We start from the raw sequence: 26,531 nt of genomic DNA, 5'->3' as shown, positions 1-26,531 counted from the left end.
GCACCCCGCCGCCGGCTTACGCGCCCGACTTGCCGGTCGCGCCTGCGTCGCCGCCGGGCGCCGGATTGGCCGGGCAGGGCACGACCGGCACGGCCGTCGCGGCGACCGTCGTCTTGCCGCCTGCCACCGCGCTCGCTCCACTCGCCGCCACCCCACGCCGCGCGGCGATCGCGCGCACGCCGGCCGCGGCCTGCGAGGCAATCGCGTCGAGGGCGCGCCGATGGCCGGCCACCAGCGCATCGAAGCCGCCGGCGACCGGCTCCGCGACGCTCGTGCGGCACGTCATCACCGTCTGCGTGCCGACCGCGCGCACGCTCCACACGGCGTCGATCGCCGCCCGCTTGCCGGGCCACGACTCGAAGCGCTGCACGTTCACGCTGATCCGATACACCGGCACGCCGGCCGGATACGCGGAATTCGCGACGTCGATCGTGCCGAGCTGCGCGGCGAGATCGTCCGACAGCGCGCGGCGGATCTCGTCGGCCGGCGGCGCGGCCCAGCGCTCCTGCTCGAGCACGTCGACCTGCGCGGCGTTGCGCTGCACGACGAACTGGTTCCTCGCGACCTGCTCCGGTACGCCCACCGACGGCACCTCGATCAGGAATGCCGGATTGGCGGGCGCGGTGCGCACGGGCGCGGCGGCGTCGGCCGGGCTCAGCGTGTAGAAGCGCGCGGGCGGCGAGCTGCACGCGCCGAGCGCGAGCACGGCGAACAGCGCGGCTGCGCCGCTCGCGAGCACGTTCACGCGTGTCGTGGTCATGGTTGATCTCCTGGCTTGCCCTTGAGCAGCGATTCGGGATGGCGCTCGAGATAGTCGGCGAGCGCGTTCAGCGATTGCAGCGTGCGCGTGAGCTCCTTCAGCGCGCCGCGCACGTCGGACTGCAGCGGCGAATCCTGCTGCAGCGTCGCCTCGGCGGTCGAGAAGGTCTGCTTGGCGGCCGACAGCGTGTCGCGCGCTTCCGGTGCGACCTGCGTGTCGAGCTGCTTGAACAGCTTGTCGGCGTTCGTGAGCGCGCTGTTCAGGTTCGCGCCGATCTGGTCGAACGGCACCTTGTCGAGCTTCTTCGCGATGTCGGCGACCTGCAGCTGCAGCTCGTCGAGCGTGTTCGGCACGGTCGGCAGCTCGAGCGGCTGGCGCGTCGTGTCCATCTTCACGGCCGCCGCCTTCGGGAAGAAGTCGAGCGCGACGTACAGCTGGCTCGTCAGCAGATTGCCGGTGCGCAGCTGGCCGCGCAGCCCGTGCCTGACGAGGCGCTCGACGATCTCGCGACGAGCCGACTCGCCCTTGTTGCCGATCGTTTCACGGAAGCGCGGGCCGAGCCGCTCCGGATACACGTTCATCGTGACCGGCATCAGGAAGTTCTTGGTCTTCGGATCGAAGTCGATGCCGATGTTCGTCACTTCGCCGAGCACGATGCCGCGGAAGTCGACCGGCGCGCCCACCGCGAGCCCGCGCAGCGACTGGTTGAAGTTCATCACGACCTGCAGCGGCTCGCCGTCCGGATCGCGCATCGCGTCGCCTTCGTCGGAGCCGAGGCGGAACGTCGTGTTGTTCGGCGCGGTCGCGCCGGTGCGCTGGTTCGGCGGCGTCTGGAATGCGATGCCGCCGAGGATCACCGTCGCGAGCGATTGCGTGTTCAGCTTCAGGCCGCTCGAATCGAGCCGCAGGTCGACGCCGCTCGCCTGCCACCAGCGCGAATTCATGCCGACGTACTGGTCGTACGGCGCATTGACGAACACGTTGAAGGTGACGCCCGTGCCGTCCTTGTCGAGCGAGAAGCCGACCACCTGGCCGACCTGCACGCGACGGTAATAGACCGGCGAGCCGATGTCGACCGAGCCGAGCGAATCGCCGCGCAGCACGTACTGCGTGCCTTTCTGGTCGCGGGTCACGGCGGGCGGCGACTCGAGGCCGATGAAGTCGCTCTGCGCGTCCGGGCCGCGCCCGGCGTCGACGCCGATGTATGCGCCGGACAGCAGCGTGCCGAGCCCCGACACGCCGGTCGTGCCGACGCGCGGCCGCACGATCCAGAAGCGCGAGCCCTTGATCGCGAAGTCCTCGGCTTCCTTCTTCAACTGCACCTGGACGAGCACGCGCGTGAGGTCTTTCGACAGCGTGATCGTCTTGACCGTGCCGATCTCGACGTCCTTGTACTTGACCTGCGTCTTGCCCGGCTCGAGCCCTTCCGCGCTGTGGAAGCTGATCGTGATTTCCGGGCCGCGCTCGCGCACGGACTTGATCACGAGGCCGATACCGATCAGCGCGGCGAGCAGCGGCACGAGCCAGACGAGCGACGGCAGCCAGCCGCCTTTCGTCGAGATTGCCGGGTCGGGCGGCCGGGGCGCGTCGTGCTGCGGGCCTTGCGGACTATTCATGGTGTTTCCCTGAGGTTTCGACTGGATCCCAGATCAGGCGGGGATCGAACTGCATCGACGCGAGCATCGTCAGGATCACGACCGAACCGAACGCGAGCGCGCCGGGACCGGCCGTGATGACGGCGAGCGAACGGAAATGGACGAGCGCGACGGTGAGCGTCACGACGAAGATGTCGAGCATCGACCAGCGGCCGATCCGCTCGACGATCCGGTACAGCAGCGTGCGCTGCAGCGGCCGCCACGTCGCGCGGCGCTGCGCGCTGGTCGCGAGCAGGGTCAGCACGCCGAGCTTGAGCATCGGCACGAGAATGCTCGCGACGAACACGATCACCGCGAGCGGCCAGTCGCCGGAGGTCCAGAAATAGATGACGCCGCTCATGATCGTGTCTTCCTGCGAGCCGACGATCGACGACGTGCGCATGATCGGCAGCAGGTTCGCCGGAATGTACAGGATCACGGCCGCGATCAGCAGCGCCCAGGTGCGCATGACGCTGTCCGGCGTGCGGAAATGCAGCGTGCTGCCGCAGCGCGCGCAATGCGCATGCGCATGGTCGAGCGTCTGCACGAGCCCGCAGGCGTGGCAGCTGGCGTAACCCTCGCGGGCGGCGGTCGGCGTCGTCATCGGCGCGGCGCCTCCGGCAGCGCGGCCGGGTCGGCGGCGGCGGGAGTAGCAGGAGCACCCGGCGAGCGGCCGGCGCGCAGGTCGTCGGCGATGTCCCACACGGTGCGCGGGTCGAACATCAGCACGACCGCGATCATCAGCGTGAGCGCGCCGAACGCGAACAGCGCCGCGTCGGGCACCACGCGCGCGAGGCTGACCATCTTCACGATCGTCACGACGATCCCGAGCATGAAGACCTCGATCATCCCCCACGGCCGCACGAGCTGGATGGTGCGCAGCACGAGGTTCAGGCCGGGCGGCACGATGCCGCGCCGGATCGGCAGCAGCACGTAGAGCAGCGCGGCCATCTCGACGAGCGGGAACAGCACGGTCGAGCAGAACACCATCACGCCGACGATCGCCATGTCCTGATGCCACAGCGCGTCGATCGCGCCGATCAGCGTCGTCTGCACGCGCGTGCCGTTCAGGTCCATTTCGAGGATCGGGAACGTCTGCGCGATGACGAACGTGACGAGCGCGGCGACCGCGAGCGCGGTGATGCGCTCGATCTGCGTGGTGCTGTTGCGATAGAGCAGCGCGTCGCAACGCGGGCAGCGCGCGATCTGGCGGCCGCTCAGACGCGGTTTATGCAACAGTGCGTCGCATTCGTGACAGGCAATCAGGTCGTATCGTTGCATGGAAAAGGCGGTGTTGCGACGGCTGGGCGGCGCGTCGACGGGGCCGGAACCCGCGCCAATCTTACCAAATCGGTTTTTCGGCGGTGTCAATGCCCGGGCGCGCGGTGACCGCCCGGTAACATGGCGCGGACGTGACAGCCGGCTGGCGTGCCTGTCCTCAGAGTCCGCGCGTCGAGAAAGGTTGCGGTAGCATGGCGCCCTTGACAAGCGTCGGACGAATATACCGGCGCGGCCGTTCGCTCACCTGAGGAACCCACGATGGCATCGAACTCGCTGCCGGCCACCCCGGCACGTTACACGCAAACCGCGATCGCGCTGCATTGGCTGATCGCGGTATTGATCGTCGGCGGCTTCGCGCTCGGCTGGGTGATGACCGACATCCCCGGCTTCACGCCGGCCAAGCTGAAGTACTACTCGTGGCACAAGTGGATCGGCGTGACCGTGTTCGCGCTGGCGCTGATGCGGCTGCTGTGGCGCGCGACCCACGCGGCGCCCGCGCTGCCCGGCGCTACGCCCGCCTGGCAGCGCGCCGCGTCGCACGGCGTCCACATGCTGCTGTACGTGCTGATGCTCGCGATCCCCGTCACCGGCTATCTGTACAGCTCCGCGTCGAACATCCCGGTCGTCTATCTCGGCATCGTGCCGCTGCCGCGCCTGATCGACCCCGATCCGGTGCTGAAAGAGATGCTGAAGACGCTCCACGTGACGTTGAATTACATTCTGCTTGCGCTGGTGTCGCTGCACGTGCTGGCGGCGCTCAAGCATCAGGTGCTGGACCGCGACGGGCTGCTGTCGCGCATGCTTCCCTTTGCCAAATGAAGGAACCCATGAAAGTGACTTTCTCCCGCTCCGTGCTGACCGCATTCGCCGCGGCGTCGCTCGCCGCATCGGCCGCCGCGCACGCCGACGTCGACCTCGCCAAGAGCAAGGTGTCCGCCGTGTCGAAGCAGATGAACGTGCCGACCGAAGGCGCGTTCCGGAAGTTCTCCGCGCAGGTGAAGTTCGACCCGGCGAAGGCCGCGCAGGGCAGCGCGCAGGTGACGATCGACATCGCGAGCTTCGACCTCGGCGACAAGATGTACAACGACCAGGTCGCCGGCAAGGACTGGTTCGACGCCAAAACGTATCCGCAGGCGACCTTCGCGTCGAGCGCGATCGCGCCGGCCGGCGGCAACAAGTACAACGTGACCGGCAAGCTGACGATCAAGGGCAAGTCGGAGAACGTCACGGTGCCCGTGACGGTCACGCAGAGCGGCGCGACGCAGACCTTCGACGGCGTGCTGCCGATCAAGCGCTCCGCGTTCAACGTCGGCACCGGCGAATGGAAGGACACGTCGATCGTCGCCGACGAAGTGCAGATCAAGTTCCATCTCGTCGCGACGAAGTAAGCGGCGGGGTCCCGCATCACCCGTATCACGTGCCTCACCCGAATGCCGCGCAAGCGCGCGGCGCCGTTCCAAGGAGAAAAAGTTGAAAAAGCATCTGATCATCGCCGCGGGCGCGCTGGCAGCCTCGCTGTCGTTCTCGGCCTTCGCCGAAAGCGCGACTTACCAGTTCGACCCGAGCCACACGTACCCGAGCTTCGAGGCCGACCACTTCGGCGGCCTGTCGGTCTGGCGCGGCAAGTTCGACAAGTCGAGCGGCACCGTGACGCTCGACCGCGCGGCGAAGACGGGTACGGTCGACGTGACGACCGAAATCGCGTCGATCCACACCGGCAGCGCGAAGCTCGACGAGCACCTGCAGACGGCCGATTTCTTCGATGCGGCCAAGTTCCCGCAGGCGGTCTACAAGGGCGCGATCAAGTTCGACGGCGACAAGCCCGTGTCGGTGGTCGGCAACCTGACGCTGCACGGCGTGACGAAGCCGCTGACGCTGAAGATCGATTCGTTCAAGTGCATGCCGCATCCGATGCTCAAGCGTGAAGTGTGCGGCGTCGACGCCGTCGGCGAATTCAACCGCGACGAGTTCGGCCTCGACTACGGCAAGCAGTACGGCTTCAAGATGGCGACCAAGCTGCTGATCACGGCCGAAGCCGTCAAGCAATAACGCGTAACGCGACCGCGGCCTTCGCGCCGCGCGCCGCCTGCGAGCCGCCGCGTTCCCGTTGCCGGGCGCGGCGGCTTTTTTGCGCGCCTATAATCGGCGGCATCGCGCGGCGCGGCCCCGCCCCGCACGCGTCGAATACGACGTAGAACGACAGGAGATCGCCGATGGATGCCGTCACGCAGTCCGGCTCCATTGCTTCGTCGCCGCGCGTGTGGCGCGCGGTGGTCGCCGCGTCGATCGGCAATGCGCTCGAGTGGTTCGATCTGGTCGTCTACGGCTTCTTCGCGGTGACGATCTCGCGACTGTTCTTTCCCGCCGGCAACGACACCGTGTCGCTGCTGCTCACGCTCGGCACGTTCGGCGTGTCGTTCTTCATGCGCCCGCTCGGCGCGATCGTGCTCGGCGCGTACGCCGACCGCGCGGGCCGCAAGGCCGCGCTCACGCTGTCGATCCTGCTGATGATGGCCGGCACGTTCGTGATCGCGGTGCTGCCGACCTACCGGACGATCGGCGTCGCCGCGCCGTTGATCCTCGTCGCCGCGCGGCTGATCCAGGGCTTCTCGGCGGGCGGCGAATTCGGCAGCGCGACCGCGTTCCTGGCCGAGCACGTGCCCGGCCGGCGCGGCTTCTTCGCGAGCTGGCAGGTCGCGAGCCAGGGGCTCACGACGCTGCTCGCCGCCGCCTTCGGCACCGTGCTGAACGCGCAGCTCACCGCCGCGCAGATGGCCGCATGGGGCTGGCGCGTGCCGTTCTTCTTCGGGCTGCTGCTCGGGCCGGTCGCGTACTACATCCGCGCGAAGGTCGACGAGACGCCCGAATTCCTCGCGGCCGACGTCACGGCGAACCCGCTGCGCGACACGCGCGGCTCGTCGCCGCGATCGGCGCGGTCGTGCTCGGCACCGTCGCGACCTATCTCGTGCTGTTCATGCCGACCTATGGCGTGAAGCAGCTCGGCCTCGCGCCGTCGGCCGCGTTCGCGGCGATCCTCGTCGTCGGCGTGATCCAGATGGCCTTCGCGCCGCTCGTCGGCCACTGGTCGGATCGCTATGGCCGCGTGCGCGTGATGCTGGCGCCGGCCATCGGCTTTCTCGTGCTGATCTATCCGGCGTTCGCGTATCTGGTCGCGCATCCGGGCTTCGGCACGCTGATCGCGCTGCAGGTGCTGCTCGCGTTCCTGATGACCGGCTATTTCGCGGCGCTGCCCGGGCTGCTGTCCGAAGTGTTTCCGGTGCAGACGCGCACGACCGGCATGTCGCTCGCGTACAACGTCGCGGTCACCGTGTTCGGCGGCTTCGGGCCGTTCATCATCGCGTGGCTGATCCGCGCGACCGGGACCAACACCGCGCCGAGCTTCTACCTGATGTTCGCGGCCGTGCTGAGCATCGCGGCGCTGGTCGTGTTGAGGCGGCGCTTCGGGTTTCGCTGAGCGCGCGTCAGTCGTCGCCGCGCTCGCATGCCGGCTGGGCCGGCATCAGCTGCGCGGGCGCGGCGACGGTCTGCACCGGCCGCCCGGCGAGCGCGGCCAGCGCCTGGCGCAGCTGCCAGTCCGCGGCCGTGCCGAATTCGCGCTGCGGCAGCGCCGCGCTCTTCGACATCTCGACCTTCGCGCGCACGCGCGCGTCGCGCAGCTTGCGCCGGGCGTCGCGCACCGTGGCGAACGGATCGGGCGCGAGCCGGTCCGCATACGGCGCACGCGCGAGATCGACCTCGCGGTACCACAGCAGCACGCCGTCGACGTCCGAGTCGCGGCGCGGCGGGACGAGCCAGTCGGGCACGACGCCGTAGCCGTCCATCGGGCAGCCGTTCGGCCGCAGGTTGCGCGCGAACGTCAGATTGAGCCGCGTGCCGTCGATCAGATCGACGCCCGTCTGCGCGAGCCCCTTGCCGTAGGTCGGCATGCCGAGCAGCCGCGCGCGCCCGAGATCGCGCAGCGCGGCCGCGGTCGCTTCGGCCGCCGACGCGCTCTGGCCGTCGACGAGCACGACGAGCGGCACGGTGCGCCACCAGTCGTCGGCCTGCAGCGGCGCGAGCGGATCCTGACCGTGCATCACCGGCAGTTCGTAGTCCGGCCAGTTGGTCGTGATGCGGCGGCGGTTCCTGCCGTCGCGTTCGAGCGTCACCATCGCGGTGCGCTCGCGCCCGGCGAACAGCGCGGTGATGCCGATCGCCGCATTCAGCGCGCCGCCGCCATTGATGCGCAGATCGAGGATCACGCCTTTCACCGGCGGACCATTGCGGCGCGCGGCCTCGACCGCGTCGATGTAGTTGCCGACCGCGGGCTCGGGGAAGCTCGACAGCCGCGTGTACAGGATGTCGCCGGCGAGCCGCTTCGCGCTCGCCGGGTGCGGGCGGACGATCGCGCGCACCGGCGCGACGACGAGCGTCGCCTGCCCGGGGCCGCGCCGTATCGTCAGCTTCAGCGGCACGCCCGCGTCGCCTTTCGCGAGCTTCACGACGTCGGCGCTGTCGAGCCCGACCACGCTCTGGTCGTTCATCGCGACGACGAGATCGTCGGGCCGCACGCCGGCCTTCTCCGCGGGCGCGTCGGGAATCACGTCGATGATGTGCAGGCCGTCGGGCCGCGTCTCGAACACGATGCCGATGCCCGGCGTGCCGTCGCGCGCGCGACGCTCGTCGTCGAGCTGCTGCCGGCGCTCGGCCGCGTTGAAGAAGCGCGCGTACGGCAGCGTCTTGATCCCGGCGTGCACGGTCGCGTCGAGCAGCGCGCCGATGTCGACGTCGGTCAGATGCTGCTTCTTCAGCACTTCGATCGCCGATTTCAGTTCGCAGAGCTGCGCTTCCCAGTCGGGCGGACACGGTGACGGTAGCGGCGCGGCGGCGGGCGCGGGCATGGCGGTGGTGGCGGTAGTGGCGCTGGCCGGGACGGTTTGCGCGAGCGCCGCGGGCGCTAATTCGAATGCAAATGCAATGAACACCGCCGCGGTGATCGCACCGGTGCGCGACGCGACGACGCGACGAATGGCAGGCATGACGGGGTTCATGAGGAGCGCGGCTTCGGCGAGTGGGGGACGGGGCGGGGCGGTGTCGCGATTGTAGCCGACGCCCGCGCGGCGGCATCGCGATAGGCGACAGGCGGCAAGCGGCAAACCGCATGCCGATAAAAAAAGGCCGGTCCCTGAGGAACCGGCCTTTCGCTACTTCGGAAAGCGGCCGAAAAAGCCGCCGAAAAAGCCCCCAAACGCCGCGCCGCTCAAACCTGCGCGCCCGCGTTCGGATCGTCCGGATCGTGGGCCGTCTTCTTTTCCTTGACGAGGTCTTCGCGCTTGATGCCGAGCCACATCGCGAGCGAGCCCGCGACGAACACCGACGAGTAGATGCCGAACATGATGCCGACCGTCAGCGCGAGTGCGAAGTAGTGCAGCGTCGGGCCGCCGAAGAAGAACATCGACAGCACCATCATTTCCGTCGACGTGTGCGTGATGATCGTACGCGACATGGTGGTCGTGATCGCGTGGTTGATCACTTCCTGCACGCTCATCTTGCGTTCGCGGCGGAACGTCTCGCGGATCCGGTCGAAGATGACCACCGATTCGTTGACCGAGTAGCCGAGCACCGCGAGGATCGCCGCGAGCACCGCCAGCGAGAACTCCCACTGGAAGAACGCGAAGAAGCCGAGAATGATCACGACGTCGTGCAGGTTGGCGATGATGCCGGCGACCGCGTACTTCCATTCGAAGCGGAACGACAGGTAGATCACGATGCCGATCACGACGCACGCGAGCGCGAGCAGCCCGTCGGTCGCGAGCTCGCGGCCGACCTGCGGGCCGACGAACTCGACGCGCTGCAGCGTCACGTCGGGGCTCTGCGCCTTCAGCGCGGCCATCACCTGGTCGCTCTGCTGCGCGGACGTGAGGCCTTGCTTGAGCTGCAGGCGGATCAGCACGTTGCGCGACGTGCCGAAGTTCTGCACCTGCGCATCGGCGTAGCCGAGCTTGCCGAGCGTGTCGCGCACGGGTTCGAGCTGCGCGGCCTGCTGGTACTGGACCTCGATCACCGTGCCGCCGGTGAATTCGACGGACAGGTGCAGCCCTCGGTGGAACAGGAAGAACACGGCGGCGATGAACGTGACCAGCGAGATCACGTTGAACACCAGCGCGTGCCGCATGAACGGAATGTCTTTACGGATGCGGAAAAATTCCATGGCTTCGTCTCCGGCGCCTTATTGGGTCGAGCCCGGTTTCTTCGGCGGCACGCCTGGCTGCGCGCGGTTGCGCAACTGCGGCTTGCCGGCGCGCGGCCCATTGCCTTTCGCGGGCGCGGCGAGCTTCGCGGCGCGCGCGGTGTCGGTCGATTCGTCGGCTGCCGCGAACGTCGCGCCGGCCGCCGCGCCTTCCGGCTTCCACACCTGGCCGATCGCGAGCGACTTCAGCTTCTTGCGGCCGCCGTACCAGAGGTTGACGATCCCGCGCGAGAAGAACACCGCGGAGAACATCGACGTCAGGATGCCGAGGCAGTGCACGATCGCGAACGCGCGCACCGGGCCCGAGCCGAACGCGAGCAGCGCGAGGCCGGCGATCAGCGTCGTCACGTTGGAGTCGAGAATCGTCGCCCAGGCGTGCGCGTAGCCCGACTGGATCGCGAGCTGCGGCGGCTGGCCGGCGCGCAGTTCTTCACGCACGCGCTCGTTGATCAGCACGTTCGAGTCGATCGCCATGCCGAGCGCGAGCGCGATTGCCGCGATGCCCGGCAGCGTCAGCGTCGCCTGCATCAGCGACAGCACCGCGACGAGCAGCAGCAGGTTCACCGACAGGCCGATCACCGAGATCACGCCGAACAACATGTAGTACGCGACCATGAACACGGCGATCGCGCAGAAGCCCCAGATCACCGAGTGGACGCCCATCTTGATGTTGTCCGCGCCGAGGCTCGGGCCGATCGTGCGTTCTTCGATGATGTCCATCGGTGCGGCGAGCGAGCCGGCGCGCAGCAGCAGCGCGAGGTCGGCCGCGGCCTGCGGCGTCGGCTGGCCGGTGATCTGGAAGCGGTCGCCGAGTTCGGACTGGATCGTCGCGACCGTCAGCACTTCGCCCTTGCCCTTCTCGAACAGCACCATCGCCATCGGCTTGCCGATGTTCTCGCGCGACACCGCGCGCACCGAGCGGCCGCCCGCCGAGTCGAGACGGATGTTGACCGACGGACGCTGGTGTTCGTCGAAGCCGGCCGACGCGTCGATGATGCGGTCGCCGGTGAAGATCACGTCCTTCTTCAGCAGCACGGGCGCCTGGTTGCCCTGCGTGAACAGTTCCTCGCCCGGCGGCACCGGGTCGTTCGGGTTCGGGTGCGTGTTGATCGGATCGGCGAGGCGCGCCTCGAGCGTCGCGGTGCGGCCGATGATGTCCTTCGCCTTCGCGGTGTCCTGCACGCCCGGCAGCTCGACGACGATGCGGTCGCTGCCTTGCTGCTGCAGGATCGGCTCGGACACGCCGAGCTCGTTCACGCGATTGTGCAGCGTGGTCAGGTTCTGCTTGAGCGCGGCGTCCTCGACGGACTTCTGCACGGCCGGCGTGAAGGTGCCGACCACTTGCGTGCCGCCGCCGCCCGGCTGGGTCGCCCATTGCAGTTCGGTGATCGACGCGGCGAGCGCCTTGAGCGCGTCTTCGGCCGTCTGCGCGTCGCTGAAATTCACGACGACGGACTGATCGACGCGGCTCACGCCGCCGTCGCGGATGTTCTTGTCGCGCAGCAAGGCGCGCGCGTCGGTCGCGTCGGAGTCGAGCTTCTTCGTCAGCGCGCCGGTCATGTCGACCTGCAGCAGGAAGTGGACGCCGCCGCGCAGGTCGAGGCCGAGGTACATCGGCAGCGCGTGGATGGCCGTCAGCCAGCGCGGCGACGCGCTCTGCAGGTTCAGCGCGACGACGTACTGCGGATCGTTCGGGTCGGTATTCAGCGACTTCTGCAGCAGGTCCTTGACGCGCAGCTGCGTATCGGTGTCCTTCAGGCGCACGCGGATGTTCGCGTTGGTCGCCGTGTTCTCGAAGGTCACGTCGTCCGGCTTGATCTGTGCGGACGCGAGCGCGGCTTCGACCTGGCTCAGCGTGGCCGAGTCGAGCTTGACCGTGGCCTTGCCGCTCGACACCTGCACCGCCGGCGCTTCGCCGAAGAAGTTGGGCAATGTGTACAGAAAGCCGATGGCGAGCGCCACGACCATCACGACATATTTCCAGATTGGATAACGATTCATGAGGGGGCCGAACGGATGGTTGGCGTGAAAGCGTCGCGTCCGGCGCCGCGCCGGCCCGCGCTGTCAGGCGGGCACGACGCGGGGAGCCGGACGCTCGTTGAAAGCCTTACAGCGACTTGATCGTGCCCTTCGGCAGAATGGTCGTGACCGCAGACTTCTGCACGGTGATTTCGGTGCCTTCGGCGATCTCGACGCCGATGTAGCCTTCGGAAACCTTCGTCACCTTGCCGACGAGGCCGCCGCTCGTGACGACTTCGTCGCCCTTCGCCATGGCCGCGAGCATGTTGCGGTGCTCCTTCTGGCGCTTCATCTGCGGACGGATCATGATGAAGTACAGCACCGCGAACATCAGGATGAGCGGCAGGAAGCTCATCAGGCTCGATTCGGCGCCACCGGCACCTTGCGCGAAGGCATTGGAAATGAACGGCACGTTGGTCTCTCCGTAGGGGAAGATCGAAAAATAAGCCGGTTATTCTACCACCGGCCCCAAGCGCAAACGGCGCAGCAAATGCGCTTTCGGATCAAGCTGTTAAAGCACGAACCGGCACCGCTGTCGCGCGTCTGGAAAGCTGATTGTAATATTCGCCGGCCGCGACTGCCGGTTGCGGCGGGCGATACGGGCTGTTATGCCGGTCGTGATACGGGCCGCGCGCATGCACGGCCGGCGCGCCGTCCGTTCAGTCGACCCCGGTCGCGCGATCCTGCGCGAAGCGCTGGCGGAACGCGTCGAACGTATGCGTTTCGATCGCTTCGCGAATCTCGCTCATCAGCTGCAGGTAGTAGTGCAGGTTGTGGATCGTGTTCAGCTGCGCGCCGAGGATTTCGCCGACGCGATGCAGGTGGTGCAGATAGCCGCGCGAGAAGTTCCGGCACGTGTAGCAACTGCAGGTCGGATCGAGCGGCTTCAGCGAATTCTTGTGCGTCGCGTTGCGGATCTTCACGTCGCCGAAGCGCGTGAACAGCCAGCCGTTGCGCGCGTTGCGGGTCGGCATCACGCAGTCGAACATGTCGATGCCGTTCGCGACGCCGTCGACCAGGTCTTCCGGCGTGCCGACGCCCATCAGGTAGTGCGGCTTGTCGGCCGGCAGCTTCGGGCCGACGTGCCGCAGCACGCGCATCATGTCTTCCTTCGGCTCGCCGACCGACAGCCCGCCGATCGCGAGGCCGTGAAAGCCGAGCTCCGACAGGCCCGCGAGCGATTCGTCGCGCAGGTCCTCGAACATCCCGCCCTGGACGATCCCGAACAGCGCGTTCGGATTGCCGAGCCGGTCGAATTCGTCGAGCGAGCGCTTCGCCCAGCGCAGCGACATGCGCATCGAATCGGCCGCTTCCTTGTGCGTGGTCGGCACGCCGTTGGTCGCGTACGGCGTGCACTCGTCGAACTGCATGACGATGTCGGAGTTCAGCACCTTCTGGATCTGCATCGACACTTCCGGCGACAGGAACAGCTTGTCGCCGTTGATCGGCGACGCGAACGTGACGCCGTCCTCGGTGATCTTGCGCAGGTCGCCGAGCGAGAACACCTGGAAGCCGCCCGAGTCGGTCAGGATCGGCTTGTTCCAGCCCATGAAGCGGTGCAGCCCGCCGTGCGCGTCGATGGTGTCGAGGCCGGGGCGCAGCCACAGGTGGAAGGTGTTGCCGAGGATGATCTGCGCGTTGATCTCGTGCAGCTCGCGCGGCTGGATCGCCTTGACCGTGCCGTACGTGCCGACCGGCATGAAGATCGGCGTCTCGACCACGCCGTGGTTGAGCTTGACGCGGCCGCGGCGCGCGTGGCCGTCGGTGGTCAGCAGCTCGAATTCGAGCCCGTTGGCCGGGCGTTCGTGCACGTCGGCGCTCGCGTGCGTGTCGTGGGATGAACCTTCGGTCATCGCGTGATTCTCCTTGCTACCGGAAAACAGTCCGGCGCATGTTGCGAAACGCCGCCCGGAAAGGGCGGCGGGAAAAAAGCGGTCGCGGCGGCGCGTGGCGCGCGCGGCGGTGAAACAGCGGTGAAACGGCGGTGAAGCGATGGCGAAGCGGCCGCGCTTACGCGTGCTCCGGCGTGTCGCGCCGTGTGAGCAGCATCGCGTCGCCGTAGCTGAAGAACCGGTAGCGCTCGTCGATCGCGTGCCGGTACGCGGCGCGGATCGTCTCGACGCCCGCGAACGCGGACACCAGCATCAGCAGCGTCGATTTCGGCAGGTGGAAATTCGTCACCAGCCGGTCGACGACGCGAAAACGGTAGCCGGGCGTGATGAAGATGTCGGTTTCGTCCTGGGTTGCCGCGAGCGGCCGGCCGGCGGCTTCGGCGCTGCGCGCCGCGGCTTCGAGCGCGCGCATCGACGTCGTGCCGACCGCGATCACGTTGCCGCCGCGCGCGCGGGTCGCGGCGATCTTGTCGACCAGCGACTGCGGCAGTTCGTACCACTCGCTGTGCATCCGGTGCTCGGCGATGTTCTCGACGCGCACCGGCTGGAACGTGCCGGCGCCCACGTGCAGCGTCAGCGTCGCGCGCTCGACGCCCATCGCGTCGAGCTTCTCCAGCAGCGGCTGGTCGAAATGGAGGCCGGCCGTCGGTGCGGCGACCGCGCCCGGGTTGCTCGCATAGACGGTCTGATAGCGCGTCTCGTCGGTCGCGTCGGCGTCGTGCTCGATGTACGGCGGCAGCGGCAGCCGGCCGTACTGCTCGATCAGCGTGAGGCACGGCTGCGGGAAGTGCAGCGTGAAGAACGGCTCGACGCGTTCGCCGACCGTCACGTCGAACGCGTCGGCCAGCCGCAGCGTCGTGCCGGCGCCCGGCGACTTGCTCGCGCGGATCTGCGCGAGCGCCGTGTGCGTGCCGGTCACGCGCTCGACCAGCACCTCGATCTTGCCGCCGCTGGCCTTCTGGCCGAAGAAGCGCGCCTTCAGCACCTTGGTATCGTTGAACACGAGCAGGTCGCCGCGCGCGATGCACGACGGCAGCTCGGCGAAGCGGCGATCGACGAGGCGCGCGGGCGCCACGGTGCCGTCGACCTCGAGCAGGCGGCTCGCGGTGCGCTCGGGCAGCGCGGTTTGGGCAATCAGCTCGGGCGGCAGATTGAAATCGAAATCGGAGAGCGTGAACATGCGGGCTGGTTCGGAACGGCCGGCGGGCGCCGCCGACAGGGCGGAAATGCGTGAATGGCGCGCGCGAGCCGCTATGATGGCGGGGTCCGCGGCCTGGCCGGCGTCGTTCGTTCGGACGACGTGAAAGCCGCTATTGTACTTGCCTTGTGAAGCACCCTGACGATCCGATGCCTGTGTCACCACGCCGTAGCGCCGCCACCGTTGCCGATTCAGCCGATCCCGCCGATCCGTTCGACGCGGACGCCGCCGCGTCGCCCGGGCCGGGCGGCCAGCCGGAAGGTGCGCCGGCGCGCCGCGCGAGCCCGCGGCGCCGCGCCGACGGGCGGCTCGCGCAGCCGGCCGCCGCGCAGCAGGCCGATGCCGATGCCGCAGCGGCCGGCGACGGCGACGAAGCCGGCGCGGCCGCCACCGGCGCCGCAGCTCCGAAGCGCAAGAAGAAGCCGGCCGCCGACAAGCCCGTGAAGACGGCCGACAAGCTCGCCAAGCTCGGCCTTACCCGCTCGATCGACCTCGTGCTGCATCTGCCGATGCGCTACGAGGACGAGACCACGCTCACGCCGATCGACGAGCTGCTGCCGGGCGGCATCGCGCAGACCGAAGGCGTCGTGTTCGACAACGAAGTCGCATATCGGCCGCGCCGCCAGCTGGTCGTGAAGATCCGCGACGACGACGGCGCGCAGCTCGTGCTGCGCTTCCTGAATTTCTACGGCTCGCAGGTCAAGCAGATGGCCGTCGGCCAGCGGTTGCGCGTGCGCGGCGACGTGCGCGGCGGCTTCTTCGGGATGGAGATGGTGCATCCGGTCGTGCGCGTGGTCGAAGCCGATGCGCCGCTGCCGCAGGTGCTCACGCCCGTTTATCCGAGCACGGCCGGCGTGTCGCAGGCGTATCTGCGCAAGGCGATCGAAAACGCGGTCGAGCGCACGCCGCTGCCGGAGCTGCTGCCGCCCGAGATCGAGCGCGACTACCTGAAGCCGCTCGGCGTGCCGACGCTCGCGCAGGCCGTGCGCATCCTGCATCACCCCGGCGTCGATTCCGACGAGGCGGCGCTGATGGACGGCTCGCACCCGGCCTGGACGCGCATCAAGTTCGAGGAGCTGCTCGCGCAGCAGCTGTCGCTCAAGCGCGCGCACGAGGAGCGCCGCACGCGCTCGGCGCCGACGATGCCGCGCCGCGCCGCGGACGACGCCGGCTCGCTGACCACCCGTCTGTACGCGGCGCTGCCGTTCACGCTGACCGGCGCGCAGTCGCGCGTCGTCGACGAGATCGCGCACGACCTGACGCTGCCGCACCCGATGCAGCGGCTGCTGCAGGGCGACGTCGGCAGCGGCAAGACGGTCGTCGCCGCGCTGGCCGCGACGCAGGCGATCGACGCCGGTTACCAGGCCGCGCTGATGGCGCCGACCGAAATCCTCGCGGAACAGCATGCGCGCAAACTGCGCGCATGGCTCGAGCCGCTCGGCGTCTCGGTCGCCTGGCTCGCGGGCAGCCTGAAGGCGAAGGAGAAGCGCGCGGCGATCGAAGCCGCGGCGCTCGGCACCGCGCAGCTCGTGATCGGCACGCACGCGATCATCCAGGACACCGTCGAGTTCGCGCGGCTCGGCCTCGTGATCGTCGACGAGCAGCATCGCTTCGGCGTCGAGCAGCGTCTCGCGCTGCGTGCGAAGGCGGCGAACGCGGCCAACGGCGCGCGCGACTTCCAGCCGCACCAGCTGATGATGTCGGCCACGCCGATCCCTCGCACGCTCGCGATGACGTACTACGCCGATCTCGAAGTGTCGACGATCGACGAGCTGCCGCCGGGCCGCACGCCGGTGCTCACGCGGCTCGTCGCCGACGCGCGGCGCGGCGAGGTGATCGCGCGCGTGCGCGAGGCCGCGCTGACCGGGCGTCAGGTCTACTGGGTGTGTCCGCTGATCGAGGAGAGCGAGACGCTGCAGCTGCAGACGGCCGTCGAGACCTACGAGACGCTCGCCGCGGCGCTGCCCGAGCTGAAGGTCGGGCTGGTGCACGGCCGGCTGTCGCCCGCCGACAAGGCGGCCGTGATGGACGCGTTCACGCGCAACGACGTGCAGCTGCTGGTCGCGACGACCGTGATCGAAGTCGGCGTCGACGTGCCGAACGCGTCGCTGATGGTGATCGAGCACGCGGAGCGCTTCGGCCTCGCGCAGCTGCACCAGCTGCGCGGCCGGGTCGGGCGCGGCACCGCGGCGTCGGTGTGCGTGCTGCTGTACTCGGGGCCGCTGTCGCTCGCCGGCCGCGAGCGGCTCAAGACGATGCGCGAGACGACCGACGGCTTCGAGATCGCGCGGCGTGATCTCGAGATCCGCGGGCCCGGTGAATTCCTCGGCGCCCGCCAGTCGGGCGCGGCGATGCTGCGCTTCGCGAACCTCGAGACCGACGGCTGGCTGATCGATCCGGCGCGCGACGCGGCGGCGCGGCTGATCGCCGCGTATCCGGACGTGGTCACGCAGCATCTCGCGCGCTGGCTCGGCGCGCGCGAACAGTACCTGAAGGCCTGACCGGTCGGCGCGGGGCCGGATCGAAAAGCACGCGTCGGCCCGGCGTCGACGGCCCGCGATACAGAGAAACTTTGCGAACCGGTGCCGGTAGGTGTATAAATTAAACCTATCGCATGCATATCCCTGATTGACCCACAATGACCCTGACCGAACTGAAGTACATCGTCGCGGTGGCGCGCGAGCGGCATTTCGGCCGCGCGGCCGAAGCGTGCTTCGTGAGCCAGCCGACGCTGTCGGTGGCGATCAAGAAGCTGGAAGACGAGCTCAACGTGCAGATCTTCGAGCGCGGCGCGAGCGAAGTGAGCGTGACGCCGATCGGCGACCAGATCGTCACGCAGGCGCAGCGCGTGCTCGAGCAGACCTTCGCGATCAAGGAGATCGCGAAGCAGGGCAAGGACCCGCTGGTCGGCCCGTTCCGGCTCGGCGTGATCTATACGATCGGGCCGTACCTGCTGCCGACGCTCGTCAAGCAGATGATCCAGCGCGTGCCGCAGATGCCGCTGATGCTGCAGGAGAACTACACGCTGAAGCTGCTCGAGCTGCTCAAGCAGGGCGAGATCGACGCGGCCATCATGGCGCTGCCGTTCCCCGAAACGGGCCTGATGGTCCGGCCGCTGTACGACGAGCCGTTCGTGGTCGCGTTGCCGGCCGGCCATCCGTGGGAGAAGCGCGAGGAAATCGACGCCGAGGACCTGAAGCAGGAAACCATGCTGCTGCTCGGCAACGGCCACTGCTTCCGCGATCACGTGCTCGGCGTGTGCCCGGAGCTGATGCGCTTCTCGCAGACGGCCGACGGGATCCAGAAGACCTTCGAAGGCTCGTCGCTCGAGACGATCCGCCATATGGTCGCGAGCGGCGTCGGCATCACGGTGCTGCCGCGGATGTCGGTCGCCGAGATCGGCCCGCGCGCGAACGGCCCCGACGCCGAGCTGCTGTCGTACGTGCCGTTCCACGAACCGGTGCCGGACCGTCGCGTCGTGCTCGTGTGGCGCAAGAGCTTCACGCGGATGCCGGCGATCGACGCGATCAGCGAGGCGATCGCCGCCTGCGAGCTGCCGGGCGTCGCGAAGCTCGACATGCCGGCGACGATGAACTGAGCACACGTGGCGTACGCCGTGCGCCGGCCGATCAACGGGGCTCCGAGGCCCCGTTTATTTTTTCCTATCGCATAGATACAAGTTATCAAATTCAAAATGTCGATAGATGAAAATAGAATGGTCGACATGGATGCAGCAGGCCGGTCAAACGCGGTCTGCACGCTGGGTGCAAGGGTCAGGGGAGGATGTCATGATGCGATCGGTATTGGAGCACGCGCGGCGGAACATGCCGTTGCGCGATGAAGTCGTCAATCGTGCGCGGGCCGCGGCCCGCAGCCTGGGTCCGCTCGCGTATGCGTATCTCGCGGACCGCGCGTACGGCGGATGAGAGCCGCCGCGCAGGATCGGCGGGCCGGCCGCGCTGCGGCCACGACGCACGACATCCGATAGCAACACAGGTGTACGAGCCTGTTCCGTCTTATCCCCCGCAATGCTTCACTGACCGCGCCACGGCACGTGGGGGCCTACGAGCAAACAATGGAGAAGAAAAGCATGTCGACCGAATCGAAATGTCCGTTCAACCACACGGCGGCCGGCGGCACGTCGAACCATGACTGGTGGCCGAACCGGCTGAACCTCGAGGTCCTGCACCGGCATTCGGCGCTGTCCGATCCGATGGACGCCGAGTTCGACTACGCGCAGGCGTTCAAGCAGCTCGACCTCGCAGCGGTGAAGCGCGACCTGCATGCGCTGATGACGATGTCGCAGGACTGGTGGCCGGCCGACTTCGGTCACTACGGCGGCCTGTTCGTGCGGATGGCCTGGCATGGCGCGGGCACGTACCGGATCGCCGACGGGCGCGGCGGCGCGGGCGGCGGGCAGCAGCGCTTCGCGCCGCTGAACAGCTGGCCCGACAACGGCAACCTCGACAAGGCGCGCCGCCTGCTGTGGCCGATCAAGCAGAAGTACGGCCGCAACATCTCGTGGGCCGACCTGTTCATCCTGACCGGCAACGTCGCGCTCGAATCGATGGGCTTCAAGACCTTCGGTTACGGCGGCGGCCGTGCCGACACGTGGGAGCCGGACGACGTCTACTGGGGTTCGGAAAAGATCTGGCTGGAACTGAGCGGCGGCCCGAACAGCCGTTACTCGGGCGACCGCGATCTCGAGAATCCGCTCGCGGCCGTGCAGATGGGCCTCATCTACGTGAACCCGGAAGGCCCGGACGGCAAGCCCGATCCGGTGGCGGCCGCGCGCGACATCCGCGACACGTTCGCCCGCATGGCGATGAACGACGAAGAGACGGTCGCGCTGATCGCCGGCGGCCACACGTTCGGCAAGACGCACGGCGCGGGCCCGGCATCGCACGTCGGCGCCGAGCCGGAAGCGGCGGGCATCGAGCAGCAGGGCCTCGGCTGGAAGAGCACCTACGGCTCGGGCAAGGCCGGCGACGCGATCACGAGCGGCCTCGAAGTCACGTGGACGTCGACGCCGACCCAATGGAGCAACGACTTCTTCAAGCACCTGTTCAGCTATGAATGGGAGCTGACCAAGAGCCCGGCCGGCGCGCACCAGTGGGTCGCGAAGGATGCCGAGGCGGTGATTCCCGATGCCTTCGATCCGTCGAAGAAGCATCGCCCGACGATGCTGACGACCGACCTGTCGCTGCGCTTCGATCCGGCCTACGAAAAGATCTCGCGCCGCTTCTACGAGAACCCGGACGAGTTCGCCGACGCGTTTGCGCGTGCGTGGTTCAAGCTCACGCACCGCGACATGGGCCCGCGCTCGCGCTATCTCGGCCCGGAAGTGCCGGCCGAGGAACTGCTGTGGCAGGACCCGATTCCCGCCGTCGACCACCCGCTGATCGATGACGCCGATGCGGCCGCGCTGAAGGCGAAGATCCTCGCGACCGGGCTCACCGTGGCGCAACTCGTGTCGACCGCATGGGCGTCGGCATCGACGTTCCGCGGCTCGGACAAGCGCGGCGGCGCGAACGGCGCACGCATCCGCCTCGCCCCGCAGAAGGACTGGGCGGTGAACCAGCCGGCGGCGCTCGCGGCAGTCCTCGAGACGCTCGAAGGCGTGCAGAAGGCGTTCAACGACGCGCAGACGGGCGGCAAGAAGGTGTCGCTCGCCGACCTGATCGTGCTGGCCGGTGCGGCCGGCGTCGAACAGGCCGCCAAGCAGGCAGGCGTCGCGGTCACGGTGCCGTTCGCCGCGGGCCGGATGGACGCGTCGCAGGAGCAGACGGACGTCGACGCGATGGCCGTGCTCGAGCCGGTCGCCGACGGTTTCCGCAACTACCTGAAGGCCGCGTACAAGACGCCGGCCGAGGCGCTGCTGGTCGACAAGGCGCAGCTGCTGACGCTGACGGCGCCGGAGATGACCGTGCTGATCGGCGGCCTGCGCGTGCTGGGCGCGAACGCGGGCGGCGCGCTGCACGGCGTGTTCACCGATCGTCCGGGCACGCTGTCGAACGACTTCTTCGTGAACCTGCTCGACATGGGCACGGAGTGGAAGCCGGCGTCGGCGGCGAACGACGTGTTCGAAGGGCGCGACCGTGCGAGCGGGCAGCTGAAATGGACCGGCACGCGCGTCGACCTGATCTTCGGCTCGCACTCGCAGCTGCGCGCGCTGGCCGAGGTGTACGGCAGCGCCGACGCGAACGAGAAGTTCGTGCGTGATTTCGTCGCGGCCTGGAACAAGGTGATGAACCTCGACCGCTTCGACCTCGCATGAGCATCGTGACGCGATAGCCCGTCGCGTTGCAACGTGAAGCGGCCGGTCGCACGACCGGCCGTTTTTTCTTCCGATTCACCATCTGGTCTTGTCGAAGGAGAAACGACCATGACGCAAATGATCCTCAACATGCGCGCAGCATATACGCCGGCCGAGCTGGTACGGCGCGTCTTCGGGTTCGCGATCGTCATCGGCGGCGCGGCCGAGCTGGCCACGCAGGCGCTGCACGCGCTCGCGTCGCTCGGGGCGGGACACTGAGCGCAACGATTCGCTCATCGCGCTAGACTGGCAAGTCGCGCCCGGATGCCCGCGACGCGGCATGCGGCATGCGGATTGCGCGCGCTTTCGTCGGTTCAACGTTTCGAACAAGGAGTCTCGAAGATGGCCAAGAAAGGTAACGTCACGCAGATCAACATCGGCATCAGCGACAAGGACCGCAAGAAGATCGCGGACGGCCTGTCGCGTTTGCTCGCCGACACGTTTTCGCTGTACCTGAAGACCCACAACTTCCACTGGAACGTCACGGGTCCGATGTTCAACACGCTGCACCTGATGTTCGAGGAGCAGTACAACGAACTGTGGCTCGCGGTCGATTCGGTCGCCGAGCGCATTCGCACGCTCGGCGTCGTCGCGCCGGGCACGTTCGCCGATTTTGCAAAGCTGTCGTCGGTGCCGGAAGCGAACGGCGTGCCGGCGGCCGAAGAGATGATCCGGCAGCTCGTCGAAGGGCACGAGACCGTCGTGCGCACCGCGCGCGAGATCTTCCCGCTCGCCGATGCGGCGCGCGACGAGCCGACCGCCGACCTGCTGACGCAGCGACTGCAGACGCATGAAAAGACCGCGTGGATGCTGCGGTCGCTGCTCGCGTAAGGTGGTGGGGCGGGGGCCGTCGCCGGTCGGGTGCGGTCGTCGCCTGGCGGTGGCGGCGTACGGTCGGTTTTCTGTGAAGCCGCGTGCGTACGGTCCGCCCGGTGTACGTTCGGTTGCGCGCGGTCGGTTGCGTACAGTTGGCAGCGTCAAGTCGGCTGCGTACGGTCGCTCGCCCATCACCCGCCGCGTACTGCCGGCCGTATAGCGCGCGGCCGGCGTCGTCCGAGGCTTTCGGTTTACCCAGCGCCTACCCGCCGCATGCCGACCGGCCTGCGTCCCTGGATCCGGCCCCGGATTACGGCGCCGTGCCGCAACGGCCCGCGCGGCGCCGCCGACCCGCATCCTGCGGCGGCTCGCCGCCCACCGCGACATGACGCGGACCGCCGCTCGGCTCTAAAATGCCGGGATTCCCTACCCGGTGTTTCGCCATGCTTGCCCGCTTTCCCCTGTATCTGCGGCTCGTCCGGATGGACAAGCCGATCGGCAGCCTGCTGCTGCTGTGGCCGACGCTCAACGCGTTGTGGATCGCGTCGGACGGCCGTCCGCGCTGGCCGCTGGTCGCGATCTTCGCGCTCGGCACGCTGCTGATGCGCTCGGCCGGCTGCGCGATGAACGACTATGCCGACCGCGATTTCGATCGTCACGTGAAGCGCACGGCCGATCGGCCGCTGACCTCGGGCAAGATCCGCGCATGGGAGGCCGTCGCGATCGCGGCGGTGCTGTCGTTCGTCGCGTTCCTGCTGATTCTGCCGCTCAATACGCTGACGAAAGAGCTGTCGGTCGTCGCGCTGTTCGTGGCCGGCTCGTATCCGTTCATGAAGCGCTTTTTCGCGATTCCACAGGCGTACCTCGGCATCGCGTTCGGCTTCGGCATCCCGATGGCATTCGCGGCCGTGCAGGGCACGGTACCGGCGCTCGCGTGGGTGATGCTGGTCGCGAACGTGTTCTGGTCGGTGGCGTACGACACCGAATATGCGATGGTCGACCGCGACGACGACATCAAGATCGGGATCCGCACGTCCGCGCTGACGTTCGGCCGCTTCGACGTCGCGGCCATCATGCTCTGCTATGCGGTGACGCTCGGCATCTACGCATGGATCGGCGCGACGCTCGGCTTCGGGCTCGCGTTCTGGGCCGGCTGGGCCGCGGCGCTCGGCTGCGCGCTGTATCACTACACGCTGATCAAGGACCGCGAGCGGATGCCGTGCTTCGCCGCATTCCGGCACAACAACTGGCTTGGCGGCGTGCTGTTCGCCGGGATCGCCGCGCACTATCTGGTGGCCGGTGCGGCCGGTAACTGAACCGGCGTGAACCGGCCCGAACCGGCCTGAGCTGGCAGGCGCCGCGAAGGCGCGATGCAACAAAAAAGCGGCCGAGGCCGCTTTTTTGTTGGCGCACCGGGAAACCGGCGCAGGCTGCAGCGCTTACGCGCGGCCGAGCTCGTCGCCCATTTCCTGCGCGCGCGCGTGCGCAGCGAGCGCGCCGCGCACGATCGCTTCCTTCACCTGCTGCGCGTCGAACGACGCGAGCGCGGCGGCCGTCGTGCCGCCTTTCGACGTCACGCGCTCGCGCAGCACGCTCGCCGGCTCGCCCGACTGCGCGGCCAGCTGCGCGGCGCCGGCGAACGTCGCGACCGCGAGCGCGCGGCCCTGTTCGTCGTTCAGGCCGAGGCGGCGGGCGGCCTCCTGCAGCGCTTCGATGAAATAGAACACGTAGGCCGGCCCGCTGCCCGAGATCGCGGTGACCGCGTCGAGCTGCGCTTCATCGTCGAACCAGACGATCTCGCCGACCGCGCCGAGCACGCTCGACGCCAGTTCGCGACCGGTCGCGTCGACGCCCGGCAGCGCCGCGAGGCCCGTCACGCCCATGCCGACCAGCGCCGGTGTGTTCGGCATCGTGCGCACGACACGCGTGTAGCCGCCGAGCCAGCGCGCGAGGTCGGCGCCGCGGATGCCGGCCGCGATGCTGATCACCAGCTGCGACTTCAGGTGCGGCGCGAGCGCCTGCGCGACCTCCTTCAGCACCTGCGGCTTCACCGCGAGCACGATCGCGTCGTAATCGGCGAGCGTCGCGTCGACGGCCGCGCCGGTGCGGATCCCGAACTGCTGCGCGGCACGCGCGCGCACGTCCTCGTTGACGTCGATGGCGTACAGGCCGTCGGCGGCGACGCCGCGCTTGACGAGCCCGCCGATCAGGGCCGCGGCCATGTTGCCGCCGCCGATGAATGCGATTTTCATGATGTCGGATTGAGCGAGTGAGTGAACGGAAAGGCGGCGCGGCGCTCAGTGCGAATAGTCGCGCGCGCCGAAGATCGCGGTGCCGACGCGCACGATCGTCGCGCCTTCGAGCACCGCCGCTTCGAGATCCGCGGACATGCCCATCGACAGCGTGTCGAGGGCCAGCCCGTGCGCGCGCAGCGTGTCGAACAGCGCGTGCAGCGCGCGATGCGGCGCGCGTTGCGCATCGGTATCGCCGGCCGGCTCGGGGATCGCCATCAGGCCGCGCAGCCGCAGCGCCGGCAGCGCGGCGACCGCGCGTGCGAGCTCGGCCACGTCGGCCGGCGCGACGCCGCTCTTCGATTCCTCGCCGCTGATGTTGACCTGGATGCACACGTTCAGCGGCGGCAACTGCGGCGGGCGCTGTTCGGACAGGCGTTGCGCGATCTTCAGCCGGTCGACCGAATGAACCCAGTCGAAGCGCTCGGCCACCGCGCGCGTCTTGTTCGACTGCAGCGGCCCGATGAAATGCCATTCGAGCGCGCTGCGCAGGTCGGCGAGCGCGTCGATCTTGTCGATCGATTCCTGGACGTAGTTCTCGCCGAACGCGCGTTGTCCGGCCGCGTGCGCGGCGCGCACGTCGTCGGCGGGGAAGGTCTTCGACACGGCGAGCAGCGAGACGGTCGCGGGATCGCGGCCGGCTGCGCGGGCGGCGTCGGCGATGCGGCGGTGAACGGAGTCGAGGCGGGCGGCGAGATCGGACATGACGGGCACGGAAGCTGGCACTGAAGCGGAGACGGCGCGCTGCGGCACCGCATGCGCCGCAGCAAAGCGCCCATTATACGGACGGCACGCGGACGGACGGCAGGCGGACGGCGCGCCGCGCCGCAGCGGGCCGCCGCTCGCGTCAGCCGTACAGCAGATGCTCGACGAGCTGCACCCAGTGCACGACCGGAATCTGCGTGCCGCTTTGCAGGTGCGCGATGCAGCCGACGTTGCCGGATACGATCATCTGCGGTTCGAGCGCCTGCAGCTTCAGCAGCTTCTGCTTGCGCAGCCGGTACGACAGCGACGGCTGGGTCAGCGAATAGGTGCCGGCCGACCCGCAGCACAGATGGCTGTCGACCGGCAGCCGCACGTCGATGCCGAGCGTCTCGAGCAGGCGCTCGACCTTGCCGCGCGACTGCTGGCCATGCTGCAGCGTGCACGGCGGGTGGTACGCGACGGTATGGATCGCGCGGCGTCGCGCGAGCGTCGCCAGCTCGGCCTCGGACGCGAGCAGCACGTCGGAGATGTCGCGCGTGAGCGCGACGATGCGCTGCGCCTTCTCCGCATAGGCCGGGTCGTCGCGCAGCAGGTGCGCGTATTCGAGCACCGTCGCGCCGCATCCCGATGCGTTCATCACGATCGCCTCGGCGCCTTGCTCGACATGCGGCCACCACGCGTCGATGTTGCGGCGCGCGTCGTCGAGCGCGTCGTCGTGATAGTTCAGGTGCAGCCGGATCGCGCCGCAGCAGCCGGCGTCCGGCGCGACGACCGTCTCGATGCCGAGCGCATCCAGCACGCGTGCGGTCGCGATGTTGATGTTCGGCAGCATCGACGGCTGCACGCAGCCGCCGAGCATCAGCATCTTGCGCGCATGCGGCTGCTGCGGCCACTCGAGCAGCCGCGTGCGCGGCGGCACCTTGTCGCGCAGCCGTTTCGGCAACAGCGGCCGCACGTGCTGGCCGAGCCGCATCATCGGCGAGAACAGCGCCGCGTTCGGCACGACGCTCGCGAGCAGCCGGCGCATCAGCCGCTGCTGCGCCGGGCGCTGCACCTGCGCCTCGACGTGCTTGCGGCCGATTTCGACGAGCCGGCCGTATTGCACGCCCGACGGGCAGGTCGTCTCGCAGCTGCGGCAGGTGAGGCAGCGGTCGAGGTGCTGCTGCGTGCTGCGCGTGACGGGCGCGCCTTCGACCATCTGCTTGATCAGGTAGATGCGGCCGCGCGGGCCGTCGAGTTCGTCGCCGAGCAGCTGGTAGGTCGGACACGTCGCGGTACAGAAGCCGCAATGCACGCACTTGCGCAGGATCGCGTCGGCCTCGTCGCCGTCGGCCGTGTTGCGGATGAAATCGGCGAGGTTCGTTTGCAT

At 68.5% G+C, this 26,531-nt stretch carries 23 protein-coding genes and 1 pseudogene; 10 read left to right on the top strand and 14 right to left on the bottom strand.

Annotated features, from left to right (window positions below; genetic code table 11):
* Positions 1-16: 16 nt before the first annotated feature.
* Genes AK36_RS10625 through AK36_RS10610 form a run of 4 tightly spaced genes read right to left on the bottom strand, consistent with a single transcriptional unit; the run spans position 17 to position 3,675 of the window.
* Positions 17-760, bottom strand: a complete 744-nt coding sequence (locus AK36_RS10625) for a PqiC family protein (RefSeq protein ID WP_011883307.1) — start codon at positions 758-760, stop codon at positions 17-19.
* Entirely contained in the window at positions 757-2,376 is a 1,620-nt protein-coding gene (locus tag AK36_RS10620) for a PqiB family protein (protein WP_011883308.1), read from the bottom strand. The genes AK36_RS10625 and AK36_RS10620 overlap by 4 nt, the downstream gene beginning before the upstream one ends.
* On the bottom strand, positions 2,369-2,998 hold the full coding sequence (locus tag AK36_RS10615) for a paraquat-inducible protein A (RefSeq protein ID WP_011883309.1): 630 nt from the start codon (positions 2,996-2,998) through the stop codon (positions 2,369-2,371). The genes AK36_RS10620 and AK36_RS10615 overlap by 8 nt, the downstream gene beginning before the upstream one ends.
* Positions 2,995-3,675 carry a paraquat-inducible protein A gene (locus tag AK36_RS10610; protein ID WP_045578525.1) on the bottom strand — a complete coding sequence of 227 codons (681 nt, stop codon included), beginning with the start codon at positions 3,673-3,675 and terminating at the stop codon, positions 2,995-2,997. The genes AK36_RS10615 and AK36_RS10610 overlap by 4 nt, the downstream gene beginning before the upstream one ends.
* A 258-nt stretch (positions 3,676-3,933) precedes the next feature.
* On the opposite strand from AK36_RS10610, the gene AK36_RS10605 reads away from it, so the two are divergent.
* The 3 genes from AK36_RS10605 (at position 3,934) to AK36_RS10595 (ending at position 5,724) form a co-directional block, all read left to right on the top strand.
* Complete coding sequence (locus AK36_RS10605; RefSeq protein WP_011883311.1) at positions 3,934-4,494, top strand: cytochrome b; 561 nt, start codon at positions 3,934-3,936, stop codon at positions 4,492-4,494.
* Between the two features lie 8 nt (positions 4,495-4,502).
* Entirely contained in the window at positions 4,503-5,063 is a 561-nt protein-coding gene (locus AK36_RS10600; RefSeq protein ID WP_011883312.1) for a YceI family protein, read from the top strand.
* An 82-nt stretch (positions 5,064-5,145) separates the two neighbouring features.
* The gene (locus AK36_RS10595) at positions 5,146-5,724 is read left to right on the top strand and encodes a YceI family protein (RefSeq protein WP_045578524.1); all 579 of its coding nucleotides are present in this window, start codon (positions 5,146-5,148) and stop codon (positions 5,722-5,724) included.
* Here the strand turns inward: AK36_RS10595 and AK36_RS32820 are convergent.
* A complete protein-coding gene (locus AK36_RS32820) occupies positions 5,714-5,902 on the bottom strand; it encodes a hypothetical protein (protein ID WP_126220022.1) in 189 nt (62 codons plus the stop codon). The genes AK36_RS10595 and AK36_RS32820 overlap by 11 nt on opposite strands.
* Here AK36_RS32820 and AK36_RS10590 point away from each other — a divergent pair.
* Positions 5,889-7,150 (top strand): annotated as a pseudogene (locus AK36_RS10590) (MFS transporter). The gene AK36_RS32820 and the pseudogene AK36_RS10590 sit on opposite strands and share 14 nt — an antisense overlap.
* Positions 7,151-7,157: 7 nt before the next feature.
* Here the strand turns inward: AK36_RS10590 and AK36_RS10585 are convergent.
* The 6 genes from AK36_RS10585 to queA form a co-directional block, all read right to left on the bottom strand.
* Positions 7,158-8,726 carry a S41 family peptidase gene (locus AK36_RS10585; RefSeq protein ID WP_174479784.1) on the bottom strand — a complete coding sequence of 523 codons (1,569 nt, stop codon included), beginning with the start codon at positions 8,724-8,726 and terminating at the stop codon, positions 7,158-7,160.
* A 209-nt stretch (positions 8,727-8,935) separates the two neighbouring features.
* Positions 8,936-9,886, bottom strand: coding sequence for a protein translocase subunit SecF (gene secF / locus AK36_RS10580; protein ID WP_011883316.1), 951 nt, complete (start codon positions 9,884-9,886; stop codon positions 8,936-8,938).
* An 18-nt stretch (positions 9,887-9,904) separates the two neighbouring features.
* Positions 9,905-11,926, bottom strand: a complete 2,022-nt coding sequence (gene secD, locus AK36_RS10575) for a protein translocase subunit SecD (RefSeq protein WP_011883317.1) — start codon at positions 11,924-11,926, stop codon at positions 9,905-9,907.
* Positions 11,927-12,032: 106 nt separating this feature from the next.
* Entirely contained in the window at positions 12,033-12,356 is a 324-nt protein-coding gene (gene yajC, locus AK36_RS10570; RefSeq protein WP_011883318.1) for a preprotein translocase subunit YajC, read from the bottom strand.
* A 247-nt stretch (positions 12,357-12,603) separates the two neighbouring features.
* Entirely contained in the window at positions 12,604-13,797 is a 1,194-nt protein-coding gene (tgt, locus tag AK36_RS10565) for a tRNA guanosine(34) transglycosylase Tgt (protein ID WP_034194442.1), read from the bottom strand.
* A 157-nt stretch (positions 13,798-13,954) separates the two neighbouring features.
* Complete coding sequence (gene queA, locus AK36_RS10560; protein ID WP_045578523.1) at positions 13,955-15,016, bottom strand: tRNA preQ1(34) S-adenosylmethionine ribosyltransferase-isomerase QueA; 1,062 nt, start codon at positions 15,014-15,016, stop codon at positions 13,955-13,957.
* Between the two features lie 167 nt (positions 15,017-15,183).
* Between queA and recG the strand changes: the two genes are divergently transcribed.
* The 6 genes from recG to ubiA all read left to right on the top strand — a co-directional run bounded on the left by recG (position 15,184) and on the right by ubiA (position 23,482).
* Positions 15,184-17,535 (top strand): ATP-dependent DNA helicase RecG, encoded by a 2,352-nt coding sequence (gene recG / locus AK36_RS10555; protein WP_045578522.1) that lies wholly within the window; start codon positions 15,184-15,186, stop codon positions 17,533-17,535.
* Between the two features lie 137 nt (positions 17,536-17,672).
* Positions 17,673-18,632, top strand: a complete 960-nt coding sequence (locus tag AK36_RS10550; protein WP_011883322.1) for a LysR substrate-binding domain-containing protein — start codon at positions 17,673-17,675, stop codon at positions 18,630-18,632.
* Positions 18,633-19,124: 492 nt separating this feature from the next.
* On the top strand, positions 19,125-21,311 hold the full coding sequence (gene katG / locus AK36_RS10540; RefSeq protein WP_045579405.1) for a catalase/peroxidase HPI: 2,187 nt from the start codon (positions 19,125-19,127) through the stop codon (positions 21,309-21,311).
* Between the two features lie 108 nt (positions 21,312-21,419).
* Positions 21,420-21,569: a hypothetical protein gene (locus AK36_RS33940; RefSeq protein WP_011883324.1), complete on the top strand. Its 150-nt coding sequence runs from the start codon at positions 21,420-21,422 to the stop codon at positions 21,567-21,569.
* Positions 21,570-21,692: 123 nt separating this feature from the next.
* On the top strand, positions 21,693-22,181 hold the full coding sequence (gene dpsA / locus AK36_RS10535) for a non-specific DNA-binding protein DpsA (protein ID WP_011883325.1): 489 nt from the start codon (positions 21,693-21,695) through the stop codon (positions 22,179-22,181).
* Between the two features lie 428 nt (positions 22,182-22,609).
* On the top strand, positions 22,610-23,482 hold the full coding sequence (ubiA, locus tag AK36_RS10530; RefSeq protein ID WP_011883326.1) for a 4-hydroxybenzoate octaprenyltransferase: 873 nt from the start codon (positions 22,610-22,612) through the stop codon (positions 23,480-23,482).
* Between the two features lie 123 nt (positions 23,483-23,605).
* On the opposite strand, the gene proC is transcribed toward ubiA, so the two are convergent.
* The 3 genes from proC to glcF form a co-directional block, all read right to left on the bottom strand.
* Positions 23,606-24,418, bottom strand: coding sequence for a pyrroline-5-carboxylate reductase (gene proC / locus AK36_RS10525; RefSeq protein ID WP_014722473.1), 813 nt, complete (start codon positions 24,416-24,418; stop codon positions 23,606-23,608).
* Positions 24,419-24,463: 45 nt separating this feature from the next.
* Entirely contained in the window at positions 24,464-25,162 is a 699-nt protein-coding gene (locus tag AK36_RS10520; protein ID WP_011883328.1) for a YggS family pyridoxal phosphate-dependent enzyme, read from the bottom strand.
* Between the two features lie 142 nt (positions 25,163-25,304).
* A complete protein-coding gene (glcF, locus tag AK36_RS10515; protein ID WP_034194445.1) occupies positions 25,305-26,531 on the bottom strand; it encodes a glycolate oxidase subunit GlcF in 1,227 nt (408 codons plus the stop codon).

This window comes from Burkholderia vietnamiensis LMG 10929, from assembly GCF_000959445.1.
GTDB lineage: Bacteria > Pseudomonadota > Gammaproteobacteria > Burkholderiales > Burkholderiaceae > Burkholderia > Burkholderia vietnamiensis.
Note: the sequence above shows the minus strand (reverse complement) of the source record. Positions and strands in the feature narration are given on the sequence as shown.